Origin of the sequence: Streptomyces sp. AcH 505 (assembly GCF_000818175.1) — a bacterium.
In the GTDB taxonomy this organism is placed as follows: domain Bacteria; phylum Actinomycetota; class Actinomycetes; order Streptomycetales; family Streptomycetaceae; genus Streptomyces.
This window is the reverse complement of record NZ_JTIY01000001.1, coordinates 239,510-255,285: the sequence shown is the minus strand read 5'-3', so window position 1 is coordinate 255,285 and position 15,776 is coordinate 239,510. Positions and strand designations below refer to the sequence as shown.

General features: G+C 69.9%; 13 protein-coding genes. 10 read left to right on the top strand and 3 right to left on the bottom strand.

Going from position 1 to position 15,776, the window contains the following annotated elements; all coding sequences use genetic code 11:
• Nucleotides 1-33 precede the first annotated feature (33 nt).
• The 3 genes from HY68_RS01020 to HY68_RS01010 all read left to right on the top strand — a co-directional run bounded on the left by HY68_RS01020 (nucleotide 34) and on the right by HY68_RS01010 (nucleotide 4,667).
• Entirely contained in the window at nucleotides 34-744 is a 711-nt protein-coding gene (locus tag HY68_RS01020; protein ID WP_041983465.1) for a GNAT family N-acetyltransferase, read from the top strand.
• A gap of 84 nt (nucleotides 745-828) precedes the next feature.
• The gene (locus HY68_RS01015; RefSeq protein ID WP_041983463.1) at nucleotides 829-2,643 is read left to right on the top strand and encodes an IucA/IucC family siderophore biosynthesis protein; all 1,815 of its coding nucleotides are present in this window, start codon (nucleotides 829-831) and stop codon (nucleotides 2,641-2,643) included.
• A 53-nt stretch (nucleotides 2,644-2,696) separates the two neighbouring features.
• Nucleotides 2,697-4,667, top strand: a complete 1,971-nt coding sequence (locus tag HY68_RS01010) for an ATP-dependent DNA helicase (RefSeq protein ID WP_041983461.1) — start codon at nucleotides 2,697-2,699, stop codon at nucleotides 4,665-4,667.
• 90 nt (nucleotides 4,668-4,757) lie between these two features.
• Here the strand turns inward: HY68_RS01010 and lexA are convergent, their stop codons facing one another.
• The gene (gene lexA, locus HY68_RS01005) at nucleotides 4,758-5,543 is read right to left on the bottom strand and encodes a transcriptional repressor LexA (protein WP_041983459.1); all 786 of its coding nucleotides are present in this window, start codon (nucleotides 5,541-5,543) and stop codon (nucleotides 4,758-4,760) included.
• A 457-nt stretch (nucleotides 5,544-6,000) separates the two neighbouring features.
• On the opposite strand from lexA, the gene nrdR reads away from it, so the two are divergent.
• A complete protein-coding gene (gene nrdR, locus HY68_RS01000; RefSeq protein WP_041983456.1) occupies nucleotides 6,001-6,510 on the top strand; it encodes a transcriptional regulator NrdR in 510 nt (169 codons plus the stop codon).
• Nucleotides 6,511-6,663: 153 nt separating this feature from the next.
• Nucleotides 6,664-9,579: a vitamin B12-dependent ribonucleotide reductase gene (locus HY68_RS00995; protein WP_041983455.1), complete on the top strand. Its 2,916-nt coding sequence runs from the start codon at nucleotides 6,664-6,666 to the stop codon at nucleotides 9,577-9,579.
• A gap of 108 nt (nucleotides 9,580-9,687) precedes the next feature.
• Here HY68_RS00995 and HY68_RS00990 read toward each other — a convergent pair whose 3' ends face one another.
• Nucleotides 9,688-10,215 carry a TerD family protein gene (locus HY68_RS00990; RefSeq protein WP_041983452.1) on the bottom strand — a complete coding sequence of 176 codons (528 nt, stop codon included), beginning with the start codon at nucleotides 10,213-10,215 and terminating at the stop codon, nucleotides 9,688-9,690.
• 188 nt (nucleotides 10,216-10,403) lie between these two features.
• Between HY68_RS00990 and HY68_RS00985 the strand changes: the two genes are divergently transcribed.
• Both HY68_RS00985 and HY68_RS00980 read left to right on the top strand, forming a co-directional pair.
• On the top strand, nucleotides 10,404-11,009 hold the full coding sequence (locus tag HY68_RS00985) for a YdbC family protein (protein WP_063779600.1): 606 nt from the start codon (nucleotides 10,404-10,406) through the stop codon (nucleotides 11,007-11,009).
• Between the two features lie 37 nt (nucleotides 11,010-11,046).
• Nucleotides 11,047-11,706 carry a histidine phosphatase family protein gene (locus HY68_RS00980; RefSeq protein ID WP_041983448.1) on the top strand — a complete coding sequence of 220 codons (660 nt, stop codon included), beginning with the start codon at nucleotides 11,047-11,049 and terminating at the stop codon, nucleotides 11,704-11,706.
• A gap of 130 nt (nucleotides 11,707-11,836) precedes the next feature.
• Here HY68_RS00980 and HY68_RS00975 read toward each other — a convergent pair whose 3' ends face one another.
• Nucleotides 11,837-13,396, bottom strand: a complete 1,560-nt coding sequence (locus tag HY68_RS00975; protein WP_078863372.1) for an MFS transporter — start codon at nucleotides 13,394-13,396, stop codon at nucleotides 11,837-11,839.
• A 134-nt stretch (nucleotides 13,397-13,530) separates the two neighbouring features.
• On the opposite strand from HY68_RS00975, the gene HY68_RS00970 reads away from it, so the two are divergent.
• The 3 genes from HY68_RS00970 to HY68_RS00960 all read left to right on the top strand — a co-directional run bounded on the left by HY68_RS00970 (nucleotide 13,531) and on the right by HY68_RS00960 (nucleotide 15,704).
• Nucleotides 13,531-14,157 carry a TetR/AcrR family transcriptional regulator gene (locus HY68_RS00970; RefSeq protein WP_041983444.1) on the top strand — a complete coding sequence of 209 codons (627 nt, stop codon included), beginning with the start codon at nucleotides 13,531-13,533 and terminating at the stop codon, nucleotides 14,155-14,157.
• Between the two features lie 51 nt (nucleotides 14,158-14,208).
• The gene (locus HY68_RS00965) at nucleotides 14,209-14,919 is read left to right on the top strand and encodes a ribonuclease HII (protein WP_041983441.1); all 711 of its coding nucleotides are present in this window, start codon (nucleotides 14,209-14,211) and stop codon (nucleotides 14,917-14,919) included.
• A 128-nt stretch (nucleotides 14,920-15,047) separates the two neighbouring features.
• Nucleotides 15,048-15,704 (top strand): hypothetical protein, encoded by a 657-nt coding sequence (locus HY68_RS00960; RefSeq protein WP_041983439.1) that lies wholly within the window; start codon nucleotides 15,048-15,050, stop codon nucleotides 15,702-15,704.
• Nucleotides 15,705-15,776: the final 72 nt, after the last annotated feature.

Below are 15,776 nucleotides of genomic sequence, written 5' to 3'. Positions count from 1 at the left end.
ACCGTCCGCACTGCCCGAGAGGAGAGCGCCACCGTGCCTCCCACCGATGCGAGCACCGACACCGGAACCAGCTCGAACGACACCCTCGACCTGCGGCTGAGCGACCAACTCGGCGCCCTGTTCGCGGAAGGGGAGCCGGTGACCTCCCCTCCACCGCCCGGCGCCTTCGACGACGACCTGCTGGACTCCCTCGCCGGCTGGGGGCCCGTCACCACCCGCGCCGGCGTCTTCCAGCTCGTCCCCGTACGTGTCGAGCGCGACCTGGCGCTCATCACCCGCTGGATGAACGACCCCGCGGTCGCCGCCTTCTGGGAGCTGGCGGGCTCCGAAGGCGTGACCGCCACGCATCTGCGCGGCCAACTCGACGGCGACGGACGCAGCGTCCCCTGCCTCGGTGTGCTCGGCGGGATCCCGATGAGCTACTGGGAGATCTACCGCGCCGACCTCGACCCGCTGGCCAGGCACTATCCGTCCCGCCCGCACGACACGGGCATCCATCTGCTCCTCGGCGGCGTGACGGACAGGGGCCGGGGCGTCGGCACCACCCTCCTGAGGGCAGTCGCCGATCTCATCCTGGAGCAACGACCCCGCTGCGCGCGCGTCCTTGCCGAACCGGACCTACGCAACACCCCCTCCGTGGCAGCATTTCTGAACGCCGGTTTCCGTTTCTCGGCGGAAGTCGAACTTCCCGACAAGCGAGCCGCCCTGATGGTCCGCGAACGCGCGCTCCGCGACCTGCTCTGAACGGTCCGCGCGCGGACCGCCGAGTGCCCCGCTGCCTGATATACACCGCTCGAACCAGATCGGTTCCGTTCCGGAGGAGTCCCCGTGTCGACATCCCCTGCCACCCATGACTCCGACTCCCCGCTCTTCTCCCCACCCGAGCTGAACCCGGACACCTGGGAGCGGGCAGCCGGCCGGCTCCTCGCCAAACTGCTCGGAGAGTTCTCCTACGAGGAGATCGTCCAGCCCGTCCCCGACCCCACGGGACCTGAGCAGTACACCCTCACGCTCGACGCCGGAGACACCCTCACCTTCCGCGCCTCCCGCGGCGCCTACGGCAGTTGGCGCGTCGCCCCGGACAGCATCGAACACCGGGGCCGGCCCTTCACCGACCCGCTGCGCTTCCTGCTCCTCGCGCGCGGACTGCTCGCACTCGACGGCGAGACCCTGGGCCATCTCGTACGCGAACTCACCACCACCCTCGCCGCCGACGCCCGGCTCGACCACACGGCTCTCACCGCCGGCCGGCTCGCCGACCTCGGCTACGCCGACCTCGAAGGGCACCAGACCGGCCACCCCTGGATCGTCCTCAGCAAGGGCCGGGCGGGGTTCTCCGCCACCGACACCGCCCGCTGGGCGCCGGAGGCCCGTACGCCCGCCCGGCTGCCCTGGATCGCCGTCAGCACCACCCTCGCCACCTACCGGGGGGTGCACGCGCTCCGCACACCGGACCGGCTCTACGGCACCGAACTCGACGCGCCCGTCCGCGAGCGGTTCGACGCTGTCCTGCGCGAGCGCGGCCTCGACCCCGGCGGCTACCTCTACCTGCCCGTGCACCCCTGGCAGTGGGACGAGGTCCTGCTCCAGCTCTACACCCCCGCCATAGCCCGGGGGGCGATCGTCCCGCTCCCCACCGACGGCGATCTCCGGCTGCCGCAGCAGTCCATCCGGACCTTCCTGAACGTCGACAGGCCCGACCGGCACACGGTCAAGCTGCCGCTGTCCATCCTCAACACCCTCGTCTGGCGCGGGCTGCCGACCAGGCGCACCCTCGCGGCCCCCGCCGTCACCGCCTGGGTCCACTCGCTGCGCGACGCCGACCCCTATCTGCGCGACGAGTGCGCGGTGATCCTGCTCGGCGAGGTCGCCTCGGTCACCGTCGAACACCCCCTCTACGACCAACTGCCCGAAGTGCCCTACCAGTACAAGGAGATCCTCGGCGCGATCTGGCGCGAACCCCTGCCCGGCCTGCTCGCGCCCGGCGAACGCGCCCGCACCCTCGCGTCGCTGCTCCAGGTCGACCCGCACGGACGGGCCCTCACCACCGAGCTGATCGCCCGGTCGGGACTCACCCCGTCCGACTGGCTCCAGCGGCTGTTCGCCGCGCTCCTGCCGCCGCTGCTGCACTTCCTCTACCGCTACGGGACGGTCTTCTCGCCGCACGGCGAGAACGCCATCGTGGTCTTCGACGAGCGGGACGTGCCGGTCCGGCTGGCGATCAAGGACTTCGTGGACGATGTCAACGTGAGCGCCCAGCCGCTGCCCGAGCACGCCACCATGCCCGACGAGGTACGCGACATCCTCCTCACCGAAGAGCCCTCCTTCCTCACCCAGTTCATCCATTCCGGTCTCTTCGTGGGGGTGTTCCGCTACCTGTCACCGCTGTGCCAGGAGCAACTGGACGTGCCGGAGGACGAGTTCTGGTCGCTCGTACGGGCGGAGATCCTGCGCCACCAGGCCCGCTTCCCCGAGCTGAAGGAGCGCTTCGAGACGTTCGACCTGCTCACCCCCCGGATCGAGCGGCTGTGCCTCAACCGCAACCGGCTCCACCTCGACGGCTACCGGGACCGCACGGAGCGCCCGCACGCCGCCGTGCACGGCACCGTCGCCAACCCGCTGGCCGGGCCGCCGGCACCCTGACGGAGCGGAGCGTGGGCGTCGTTGTCAGTGGCGACCCGTAGGGTGGTCGGGCTATGACGAAGCCATCACTCCCTGAGCTCCTCCACGCCGCCGTGACCGCCGTAGGCGGCGTGGAGCGGCCCGGCCAGGTCACCATGGCCGAGGCCGTCGCAGAGGCCATCGACACCCCTTCCCACCTGCTGGTCCAGGCCGGCACCGGCACGGGCAAGTCCCTCGGCTATCTGGTGCCCGCCCTGGCCCACGGCGAGCGGGTGGTGGTGGCCACGGCGACGCTCGCGCTCCAGCGCCAGCTCGTGGAGCGCGACCTGCCGCGTACGGTCGACGCGCTCCACCCGCTGCTGCGCCGCCGCCCCGAGTACGCGATGCTCAAGGGCCGCTCCAACTACCTCTGTCTGCACCGCCTCAACGAAGGCATGCCGCAGGACGAGGAGGACGCGCTCTTCGACCAGTTCGAGGCAGCGGCGCCCACCAGCAAACTCGGCCAGGACCTGCTCCGGATGCGGGACTGGGCGGACGAGACCGAGACCGGCGACCGCGACGCGCTGACACCGGGCGTCTCCGACCGCGCCTGGGCCCAGGTCTCCGTCTCGTCGCGTGAGTGCCTGGGGGCGACGAAATGCGCGTACGGCGCCGAGTGCTTCGCCGAGCTGGCGCGTGAGCGCGCCAAGCTGGCCGATGTCGTCGTCACCAACCACGCGCTCCTCGCCATCGACGCCATCGAGGGCGCGCCCGTGCTGCCGAAGCACGAGGTGCTGATCGTCGACGAGGGCCATGAGCTGGTCTCCCGGGTCACCGGCGTCGCCACCGGCGAGCTGACCCCCGGACAGGTCAACCGCGCGGTGCGCCGCTCGGCGAAGCTGGTCAACGAGAAGGCGGCCGACTCGCTGCAGACGGCGGCGGAGACCTTCGAGCGGCTGATGGAGCTGGCCCTGCCGGGGCGGCTCGAAGAGATCCCCGAAGACCTCGGCTACGCGCTGATGGCGCTGCGCGACGCGGCCCGTACGGTGCTCTCCGCGCTCGGCTCGACCCGCGACAAGTCCGTGCAGGACGAGGACGTGGTGCGCAAGCAGGCGCTGGCCTCGGTCGAGGCGGTGCACAGCGTGGCCGAGCGGATCGCCAACGGCTCGGAGTGGGACGTCGTCTGGTACGAGCGCCACGACCGGTTCGGCGCCTCCCTGCGGGTCGCTCCGCTCTCGGTCTCCGGGCTGCTGCGGGAGAAGCTCTTCACCGACCGCTCCGTCGTCCTGACCTCCGCCACCCTCAAGCTCGGCGGTGACTTCAACGGCGTGGGCGCCTCGCTCGGCCTCGCGCCCGAGGGCACGGCGGGCGAGGACGTCCCGCAGTGGAAGGGCGTGGACGTCGGATCGCCGTTCGACTATCCCAAGCAGGGCATCCTGTACGTCGCCCGGCATCTGAACCCGCCGGGCCGTGAGGGCTCGCGCGGCGACATGATGGACGAGCTGGCGGAGCTGGTGGAGGCCGCGGGCGGGCGCACGCTCGGCCTCTTCTCCTCGATGCGGGCCGCCCAGGCGGCGGCCGAGGAGCTGCGGGTCAGGCTGGACGTGCCGATCCTGCTCCAGGGCGAGGAGACCCTCGGCGAGCTGATCAAGGCCTTCGCCGCCGATCCTGGCACGTGTCTGTTCGGCACGCTCTCGCTGTGGCAGGGCGTCGATGTGCCGGGGCCCAGCTCGCAGCTGGTGGTCATGGACCGGATTCCGTTCCCGCGCCCGGACGATCCGCTGATGAGCGCGCGCCAGAAGGCCGTGGAAGAGGCCGGAGGCAACGGATTCATGGCCGTGGCGGCGACGCACGCGGCGCTGCTGATGGCGCAGGGCGCCGGCCGGCTGGTCCGGGCGAGCGGCGACCGCGGTGTGGTGGCCGTGCTGGACCCGAGGCTGGCGAACGCGCGCTACGGCAGCTATCTGCGCGCTTCGCTGCCCGACTTCTGGTACACCACGGACCGTAACCAGGCGCGCCGCTCGCTCGCGGCGATCGACGAGCTGGCCAAGAAGGAAGGCCGGTAGCGGGGGAGCCGGGGGGACACAACAAAGCCCCGGGGCCGTCTCGTACGGCATCCCGGGGCCTGGTCGAGGCCGATGGGTGACGGCTGAGCGTCACACGCGGCGCAGGACCGCCACCACCTTGCCGAGGATGGTCGCGTCGTCGCCGGGGATCGGCTGGTACGCGGCGTTGTGCGGGAGCAGCCAGACATGGCCGTCCTCGCGGCGGAAGCGCTTGACCGTGGCCTCGCCCTCCAGCATCGCCGCGACGATGTCGCCGTTCTCGGCGACGGGCTGGCGGCGGACCGTCACCCAGTCACCGTCACAGATGGCCGCCTCGATCATCGAGTCACCGACGACCTTCAGGACGAACAGCTCGCCGTCACCCACCAGTTGGCGGGGGAGCGGGAAGACGTCCTCGACGGACTCCTCGGCGAGGATCGGTCCGCCGGCCGCGATCCGGCCGACCAGTGGCACGTACGAAGCGGCCGGCTTGCCCGTCGTATCGGTCTGCTGGGTGCTCGGCTGGTCGGAGCCACGGACCTCGTACGCCCGGGGCCGGTGCGGGTCGCGGCGCAGGAAGCCCTTGCGCTCCAGGGCCATCAGCTGATGGGCCACCGACGACGTGCTCGAAAGGCCGACCGCTTGACCGATCTCCCGCATCGACGGCGGGTATCCGCGCCGCTGCACGGAGTCGCGGATGACCTCGATGACCCTGCGCTGCCGGTCGGTGAGACCGGAGCTGTCCGCCCTGATTCCAGGAGGTCGTCCGGGCAGCGAGCGCGCGGGCTTCGCGCCGTCCGGGTTCGTGACTGCGTCATTCATGGCATGCACCGGCTCGAGTCGGCTCTGGGAGCGGTCCTGGGCAGTGATGGTGGCACTGTCTGCGGTGGTGGTCACGTCGGCCCCTCTCGAATGTGTTCTCCCTAGCTGGACAACGGTAGTAGCTTTCGAAAGGTTGCGCCAAACACACGTTCGAGTGAAAAATTATGGAGAGCCCTACGTAGGTCTGTGCCTGGGTGTATGGACCGGCCATGCGGGTGGCTGTGCACATGTCGCCGTCGCCGTCGTCACCGTATCGCCCGGTGGTCCGCGAGCGGTGGCGGCGCGCCCTTCCCGTACTCTCGTGGCCGGTCGGCGAGACCCGCCGGTACGCCTACGACGCGCGACACGCGTAGAGGCGTATGGTGCGCGCAGACACCAGATCTAGTGGTTGGATTATCTCAGCCACCCAGAAGTTGTGGTCCCGGGTCTTTCCCGACCGAGGCCATCGCCTATGCTGGGGGTTGCTTCGAGGGGCTGTTTCCGGCCTCTGACGAGGCTATTCAGCCATGCTGCGAGGGAGGGAAAGGGAACCATGCACTGTCCCTTCTGCAGGCACCCCGACAGCCGCGTCGTCGACAGTCGCACCACGGACGACGGGACGTCGATCCGGCGCCGTCGGCAGTGCCCCGACTGCTCCCGCCGGTTCACGACGGTGGAGACCGCTTCGCTGATGGTCATCAAGCGCAGCGGCGTGACCGAACCCTTCAGCCGTACCAAGGTCATCTCCGGCGTGCGCAAGGCGTGCCAGGGGCGGCCGGTCACCGAGGACGCGCTCGCCCAGCTCGGCCAGCGGGTCGAGGAGGCGCTGCGCGCCACCGGAAGCGCCGAGCTGACCACCCACGACGTGGGTCTGGCCATACTCGGCCCCCTGCAGGAACTCGACCTCGTCGCGTATCTGCGTTTCGCATCCGTGTACCGGGCTTTCAACTCGCTCGAAGACTTCGAGGCCGCCATCGGCGAGCTGCGCGAGCGGCCTCACGCACAGGACGGCGCGGCCGGCGAGGACCCCGAGGTCCCCGTGCCCGCCACCGCCGCCGACTGACCGGCCGGCCACCACACCGGCCGCTCACGCGGCGAGCAGGACCAGACATGACGTGCCACGGACGCATCGTCGCGTCCGAGGGCAGCACAGACATGACGTGCCACGGGAAGAACATGGCACTTCAGGGCGTTTTTGTACGTATATGGAGGCGGCATGACACAGACGACGAGCGGCCCGGCACGAGGCTCCCGGACCAAGGGCGCCAAGGTAGGCAAGGGTCTGCGGATCGAGCGGATCCACACCACGCCCGGAGTGCATCCGTACGACGAGGTGGCCTGGGAGCGCCGTGACGTCGTCATGACCAACTGGCGCGACGGCTCGGTCAACTTCGAGCAGCGTGGCGTCGAGTTCCCCGACTTCTGGTCGCTGAACGCGGTCAACATCGTCACCAGCAAGTACTTCAGGGGCGCCGTCGGCACCCCGCAGCGCGAGACGGGTCTGCGGCAGCTCATCGACCGCATCGTGCGGACGTACCGCAAGGCCGGCGAGGACTTCCACTACTTCGCCTCGCCCGCCGACGCCGAGATCTTCGAGCACGAGCTGGCGTACGCGCTGCTGCACCAGATCTTCAGCTTCAACTCACCGGTGTGGTTCAACGTCGGCACCCCGCAGCCGCAGCAGGTCTCCGCCTGCTTCATCCTGTCGGTCGACGACTCGATGGACTCGATCCTCGACTGGTACAAGGAAGAGGGGATGATCTTCAAGGGCGGCTCGGGCGCCGGCCTGAACCTCTCCCGGATCCGCTCCTCCAAGGAACTGCTCTCCTCCGGCGGCAACGCGTCGGGCCCGGTCTCCTTCATGCGCGGTGCGGACGCCTCCGCCGGCACGATCAAGTCGGGCGGCGCCACCCGCCGTGCGGCCAAGATGGTCATCCTCGACGTCGACCACCCCGACATCGAGGACTTCATCCAGACCAAGGTCAAGGAAGAGGAGAAGATCCGCGCGCTGCGTGACGCGGGCTTCGACATGGACCTGGGCGGCGACGACATCACGTCCGTCCAGTACCAGAACGCCAACAACTCGGTCCGGGTGAACGACGAGTTCATGCACGCCGTCGAGAACGGCGCCAAGTTCGGTCTGAAGGCCCGGATGACCGGCGAGGTCATCGAAGAGGTCGAGGCCAAGTCCCTCTTCCGCAAGATGGCGGAGGCCGCGTGGGCGTGCGCCGACCCCGGCATCCAGTACGACGACACGATCAACCGCTGGCACACCTGCCCCGAGTCCGGCCGGATCAACGGCTCGAACCCGTGCAGTGAGTACATGCACCTGGACAACACCTCGTGCAACCTGGCCTCGCTGAACCTGATGAAGTTCCTCAAGGACGACGGCAAGGGCCACCAGTCCTTCGAGGTGGACCGGTTCGCCAAGGTCGTCGAGCTGGTCATCACCGCGATGGACATCTCCATCTGCTTCGCCGACTTCCCCACGCAGAAGATCGGTGAGAACACCCGCGCCTTCCGCCAGCTCGGCATCGGCTACGCCAACCTCGGCGCCCTGCTGATGGCCACGGGCCACGCGTACGACTCGGACGGCGGCCGCTCGCTGGCCGGCGCCATCACCTCCCTGATGACCGGCACGTCGTACCGGCGCTCCGCCGAACTCGCCGCTGTCGTCGGCCCGTACGACGGCTACGCCCGCAACGCCGAGCCGCACAACCGGGTCATGAAGCAGCACTCCGACGCCAACGCCACCGCGCCCCGCGTGGACGACCTGGACAGCCCCGTCTGGGCCGCGGCCACCGAAGCCTGGCAGGACGTGCTGCGGCTCGGCGAGAAGAACGGCTTCCGCAACGCGCAGGCGTCCGTCATCGCCCCGACCGGCACCATCGGTCTCGCGATGTCCTGCGACACCACGGGCCTTGAGCCCGACCTGGCCCTGGTCAAGTTCAAGAAGCTCGTCGGCGGCGGCTCGATGCAGATCGTCAACGGCACGGTGCCGCAGGCGCTGCGCCGGCTGGGCTACCAGGAGGAGCAGATCGAGGCGGTCGTCGCCCACATCGCCGAGCACGGCAATGTGATCGACGCGCCCGGCCTGAAGACCGAGCACTACTCGGTGTTCGACTGCGCCATGGGCGAGCGGTCCATCTCGGCCATGGGCCACGTCCGGATGATGGCGGCCATCCAGCCGTGGATCTCCGGCGCGCTGTCCAAGACCGTCAACCTGCCGGAGACGGCGACCGTCGAGGACGTCGAAGAGGTCTACTTCGAGGCGTGGAAGATGGGCGTCAAGGCGCTCGCTATCTACCGCGACAACTGCAAGGTCGGCCAGCCCCTCTCCGCGAAGAAGAAGGAGAAGGCGGCCGAGGAGGTCACGGAGAAGACCGAGTCCACCATCCGCCAGGCGGTGGAGAAGGTCATCGAGTACCGCCCGGTCCGCAAGCGCCTGCCCAAGGGCCGTCCTGGCCTGACCACCTCCTTCACGGTGGGTGGCGCCGAGGGCTACATGACGGCGAACTCCTACCCGGACGACGGTCTGGGCGAGGTCTTCCTGAAGATGTCCAAGCAGGGCTCGACCCTCGCGGGCATGATGGACGCCTTCTCGATCGCCGTCTCCGTCGGGCTCCAGTACGGCGTGCCGCTGGAGACGTACGTCTCGAAGTTCACCAACATGCGCTTCGAGCCGGCCGGTATGACGGACGACCCGGACGTGCGGATGGCGCAGTCGATCGTCGACTACATCTTCCGCCGCCTCGCGCTGGACTTCCTGCCCTTCGAGACGCGCTCCGCGCTCGGTATCCACTCGGCCGACGAGCGCCAGCGCCACCTGGACACCGGCTCGTACGAGCAGCCGGACGACGGGCTCGAAGGTGACGCCGGTCTGGACGCCGACAGCCTGGCCCAGTCCGCCCCCCGGCGGCAGGAGCCCGCGCTGAAGGCGGTCGCGACGACGCCCTCGGTCCCGGCGATGACACCGGCCCCGCAGGAGGCCCACACCTCGGCGGAGCTCGTCGAGATGCAGCTCGGCATCAGCGCCGACGCACCGCTGTGCTTCTCCTGCGGTACGAAGATGCAGCGGGCCGGGTCCTGCTACATCTGCGAGGGCTGCGGCTCCACCAGCGGTTGCAGCTGAGCCCGCACACCGGCTGCCGCTGCACAGCGGCTGACCTGCACAGCGGCCCCCGCCGGACGTGAAGACGTCCGGCGGGGGCCGCTGCCGTGCTCGTGCGCAGCGCCGCCGTCAGACGCGGCCCATCAGCCGGCCGAAGGACTGCGGGTCCGTGTCGTCGAACGCGTGGACGGCCGGGCGGAACACCCAGACCCCGCCGGGCTCGCGGCTGAATTCGGCGAACGTCGCCGCTGTGGCCTCCGGGACAGCGGCGAAGTCGTACGCCGCCAGCTCGTTGTACCCCTCCAGCACCCGCACGGAGGGGTTGGTTATCTCGCCGAACGTCAGCTCGCCGTCGCGCTGTTGTATGGCCACACCCACCACGACACGGGTGAACGAGTCCCCCAGCCGGTCCAGCTCCAGTGTCATGTCCTCGTCGGTGCCGAAACCGACGCCGTCCTTGCTGTCCCGGTTCAGTGTGATCGTGCCGTCCGGCGAGCGGCTGCCGAAGAACACCAGGTAGGCGGGGTTGCCACGCGGGTCGTCCGAGGTGAACGTCCCGGCGACGAGGTCCAGGTCATGGGCCGGCTGCCCGAGCGGGCTCGGATCCCATTTCAGTGTGACCTCGGCCTTGGACACCCCTTTGTTGAGGTTGCTCATCAGTCTTCGCCCTCCCGCGACGGGCCGTGTTCCCAGCCTTGATTGCCAGGCTAGACCGGGCCACCGACAACGCGGAGGGCCCAGGGTCTCCCGGCCGCCAGGTTGGCCGGTTTCCGTTCGCCGCCGGGTGTGCGTGACGTGAACCGGACAGTGACCCGCGCCACGCCCGGGCCCCGTACGATGGCGCGGTGCTGGTCAAGTGGATTCGCTGCACCGTGGTCGACCGTCGAGGTTTTGAACGCGGACAGCGGAAATGGGCGGGGTTGCTCGGCGAACCGGGGTTCAGGGGGCAGGGCGGAGGATGGAGCAGGGTACGGCCGGGCGTGGCCCACGTCTTCACCTTCTGGGAGAGCCGTGCGTTCTACGACTCGTTCATGGCGCGCGCCCATGACCGGCTGGCGGCCGCGCAGTCGGGGACGTACAAGGACAGCCAGTCCAAGCTGTTCGACCACCGCTTCGACGTGAAGACCGGCTTCGAGCCGAGGTTCACCGACGCGGACGTGGTGCGGGTCGCGCACAGCAAGGTGCACGAGGACCGGGTCGAGCACTTCGCGCTGATGCAGGAGAAGGTGTGGAATCCCGCGATGGCCGGCTCGCCCGGCATGCTGCGCGGATTGTTCGGGGAGGCGCCGGGCAACGAGTTCCTGGTGCTGTCCATGTGGCAGTCGGCGGCCGAGCACGGGAAGTACCGCATCGAGCGGGTGGAGCGGCTGACACTGCGCGCCCAGACCGCCACCGACGTGGCCGCGCTGGCCGGGGACATCGTCGAGCTGGAACCCTCCTGGACGGTATGACAATCCCCCTACCGCAGGACGATCTAAGGTCGGGGGTATGGCACGACCGCGACGCATCGTCCTCGTCCGGCACGGCGAGTCCGAAGGCAATGCCGACGACTCGGTGTACGAACGGGAACCCGACCATGCCCTGAGACTGACCCCCGCCGGGCGCCGGCAGGCCGAGGAGACCGGCGTGCGGCTGCGCCGGATGTTCGGCGCGACGCCGGTCAGCGCGTACGTCTCGCCGTACCGCCGCACCCATGACACCTTCCACGCGTTCGGGCTCGACCCGGCGCTGGTACGGGTCCGTGAGGAGCCCCGGCTGCGGGAGCAGGACTGGGGGAACTGGCAGGACCGCGACGACGTACGGCTGCAGAAGACGTACCGCGACGCGTACGGGCACTTCTTCTACCGCTTCCCGCAGGGCGAGTCGGGTGCCGACGTGTACGACCGGGTCGGCGCGTTCCTGGAGAGCCTGCACCGCAGCTTCGAGGAGCCGGACTCGCCGCCCAACGTGCTGCTGGTGACCCACGGGCTCACCATGCGTCTGTTCTGCATGCGCTGGTTCCACTGGTCGGTGGCCGAGTTCGAATCGCTGTCGAACCCGCGCAACGCCGAGACCAGGACCCTGCTGCTCGGTCCGGACGGCCGGTACACGCTGGACAAGGAATTCGAACGCTGGCGCGTCCCGGAGCCGTACGGCGTCACCAGTTGACCATGGAGTGACCGGTAACGGGCCGGTCAGGATGACCGGCGACGAGCCCGAGGTACGGGACGGACCCGCCGTCCGTCCCGTACCTCGGGGTGTCGTCCGCCCGCCCCCCGTGGCGAGCGGCGCGCGGTGCTCAGGCCGCGGGGCCCGCCGCTTCGGCCTTGCCGCTCAGGGCCTCCAGGTCGCTCTTGCGTACGCGGACCACCAGGAGGGCCGTCAGCAGGGCGACGCCCGCCATCGCCACCGCGGCCAGGAACGCGCTGGAGATGCTCTGGGTGAGCACTTCATGGCCCCAATGGCCCGGCAGCTGCTGGGTCTTGGCGAGCTGCGCCTTCTCCTGCGGACTCGCGTGCGCCATGAAGTCCGGCAGCACCTTCTTCGCCTCGTCCCTGCTCGCCGTGCCGAACACGGTCACCAGGATCGACAGGCCCAGCGAACCGCCCACCTGCTGGCTCGCGTTCAGCAGGCTGGAGGCCGCGCCCGCCTCGTGCTGGGCGACACCGGACACCGCGGTCAGGGTGAGGGTGACGAAGTTGAGCCCCATGCCGAGGCCGAAGACCATGAGCGGGCCGAGCACCCCGCCGAGGTACGAGCTGTCCGGCGTGATCTGTGTCTGCCAGAACAGGCCGAGGCCGGTCAGGGCCGCACCGGTCACCATGAACGGCTTGGGGCCGAGCACCGGCAGCAGCCGCTGCGACAGTCCGGCGCCCACGACGATCGCGACGGTCACCGGCAGGAAGGCGAGCCCGGACTGGATCGGGGTGTAGCCGAGCACGTTCTGGACGAACTGCACGATGAAGAAGAACATCCCGAACATCGCGGCCGCGAGGCACAGCATGATCACGTAGGAGCCCGAACGGTTGCGGTCGGCGAACATCCGCAGCGGGACGATGGGTTCCTTCGCGCGCGACTCGATGAGGGCGAAGGCGGCGAGCAGGACGACGGCGGCCACGAACGACGTGATGGTGAGCGAGTCCCGCCAGCCGTCCTCCGACGCCCGGATGAAGCCGTAGACCAGCGAGGCCATGCCCAGGGTCGAGGTCGCGGCCCCGGAGAAGTCGAACCGGCCCGGATGGCGCTTCGACTCGGTGATGTAGATCGGTGCGAGTACGGCGATGAGCACGCCGATCGGCACGTTCACGAACAGCACCCAGCGCCAGTTCAGCCACTCGGTGAGCATGCCGCCGGCCAGCAGGCCGATCGCGCCGCCGCCGGCCGAGACGGCGGCGAAGACGGCGAAGGCCCTGTTGCGTTCGGGGCCTTCGGGGAAGGTGGTGGTGACCAGCGCCAGTGAGGTGGGTGAGGCGATCGCGCCGCCGACTCCCTGGAGTGCGCGGGCGGCGAGCAGTTGCCACGGCTCCTGGGCGAAGCCGCCGAGGAGTGAGGCCAGCGTGAAGAGCAGGATGCCGGTCATGAACACCCGGCGGCGGCCGAGGATGTCGCCGGCCCTGCCGCCCAGCAGCAGCATTCCGCCGAAGGTGAGGGTGTAGGCGCTGACCACCCAGGACAGGTCGGCGGTGGAGAAGCTGAGTGCGTCTTGAATATGCGGTAGCGCGATGTTCACAATCGTCGAGTCGAGTACGACCATGAGCTGACAGGCTGCGATGACGGCGAGGGCGATCCCAGGGCGCCCGCTCCGACGGGCGGCGCCCGGTTCTCTGTTCGCTGTTTCGAGTTGAGAGGTTGTCGTCACTGTTGGATCCCCCACAAGTGAGTTAGTGAACGTGCCCGTTCACTGTCCTCGACTACGGTAGTGAGTCCCCAACAGAGAACGCAAGCGTTCACTGGAGCTGCCGTCCGGAGTGTCGCCCCGATGGAGAGTTACTGATGGTTTCTTCGCACTCTGCGGCCACCGCTCGGCCGCAGCAGGTGTCGTTGCGCCGCCGAGGGCCCGTGCTGGAACGCGCGATCCTCGACGCCGCGTTGGAGCAGTTGAGTACGGTCGGCTGGAACGGCCTGACCATGGAAGGCGTCGCAGCGGCCGCGCAGACGGGCAAGGCCGCCGTCTACCGCCGCTGGCCGTCCAAGGAGGATCTCGTCGTCGAGGCCCTGCGGGACGGGCTGCCGACGATGGAGGAGCCGCCCGACCTCGGCAGTGTCCGCGCCGATCTGTACGAACTGTGCGCGGCCATCCGGGAGGGGATGTACTCGCGTACCGGCGCCGCGCTGCGCGCCGTACTGCACGAGTGCGACGGGTCGAGCGCCGAGCGCTTCCACGAGCTGATCATCAGCAGTGTCATCGAGCCGTCGACGCGCCTCTTCGGCGAGGTGGTCCGCCGGGGGATCGCACGGGGTGAGGTCCGCTCCGACGCGGCCGACGCGATGGTCTACGACGTCATCCCCGCCCTGATGATGTACCGGACGAAGGTATGCGCGAGTGACTGGGCCGACGTCGAGATCGCCGAGGTCATCGACAAGGTCATGATGCCGCTGCTGCGGCAGCCGTCCGGCTGACCGCACCCGGGCTGTCGCGCGGCGTCGGGGCGGCGTAATCTTGCTGGCGTCATGCCGTACGAACCACCCACCCACACCGTCGAGCGCTCGCTCCGCGCCACCACCGACGCCACCGTGATCGCCGGCGTCGACGAGGTCGGACGCGGAGCGTGGGCCGGTCCCGTGACGGTGTGCGCGGCGGTCACCGGCCTGCGCAGGCCGCCGACCGGACTCACCGACTCCAAGCTGCTCACCCCCAAACGCCGTACGGCTCTGGCCGGTCAGCTCGACGGCTGGGTCACGGCGCACGCCATCGGGCACGCCTCTCCGGAGGAGATCGACGACCTCGGGATGACGGCGTCGCTGCGGCTCGCCGCCGTACGCGCCCTGGAAGCCCTGCCGATACGGCCCCACGCGGTGATCCTCGACGGCAAGCACGACTATCTCGGCGGGCCGTGGCAGGTCCGTACGGTCATCAAGGGCGACCAGTCCTGCGTCTCGGTCGCGGCGGCTTCGGTGCTCGCCAAGGTGCGCAGGGACGCGATGATGGCCGAACTGGCCGAAGGATCGGCCGAGTACGCGCCGTACGCCTTCGCCGACAACGCCGGCTATCCCTCGCCCGTGCACCGGGCGGCGCTGGAGGAGCGGGGGCCGACGGAGCACCACCGGCTCTCGTGGTCCTACCTCGACGCGCTGCCCCGGTGGCGGCATCTCAAGAAGTTCCGGGTGGCCGCCGCACCGGAAACGTTGGAAGACGGGGGCCAACTCGGCTTCGATTTCTGAAACTTCCGGTGAACCCTGGGACCGGTGTGTGCTTTCGTGCCGCGACCATGGGTACTTCCGCAGACATGGGCACAAATGTGCCCACCCCGCCGATGCCTTTCGCACCGGTGTTTGATAGACATCCAGTTATGCCTCTCACCCCCGAGGAGCCTCAGATTCACGAGAGAGCCCAGGGTCCCAGCGCCGCACCGGCCACCGGCCGGACCGCGCCGACCCCGCGTCCCGTACCCGGACCGCGCCCCGTACCGGGCCCGCGTTCCGCGTCGACACCGCGCCCCGGACGTCCGGGTCCCGGTCCTGCGAGGCAGGCGCCCCCGGCGCAGCGCTCGCACAGCTCTGCCGGAGCGCCCCAGGCGGCCCGGCCGAGCACCCCTTCCGCTTCTTCCGACCTCTCCGCCCCTCAGATCCAGCTCGTCCCGGCCCCGGCCGGCGGAGCGCTGGACGCCGCTGAGGAAGCGGTCGACCTGCTGCTCGACTCGGGTCGCGCGCCGGGCGACATCCTCGTACTCACCACGGGCGAACAGCACCCGTGGGCGACGCACGAGCTGTCCTTCGGCGAGGACGCCTACTGGGCCCAGCACGACGCCGGCGAGGACGTGTTCTTCGCCGACGCCGCCGCTGTCGACCGTGCCACGTCCAGGGCCGTGGTGGTCGTCGCGCTCAACGGGGGCGACGACGCCGCCGTCGGCCGCGCGCTGCCTTCGGCGCTGCGGCGGGCCGGTGCGCTGCTGATCGTGTGCGGCGACTCCGAGCGGGCCAACGCGGCACTGGGCGCGGGCGTCTGAGCGGTACGACGCGCGCGTACGGCCGTGGTCGCGGCCAGGCGCCGTGACCCGGCTGCCCGTTCGGGGCGGCCG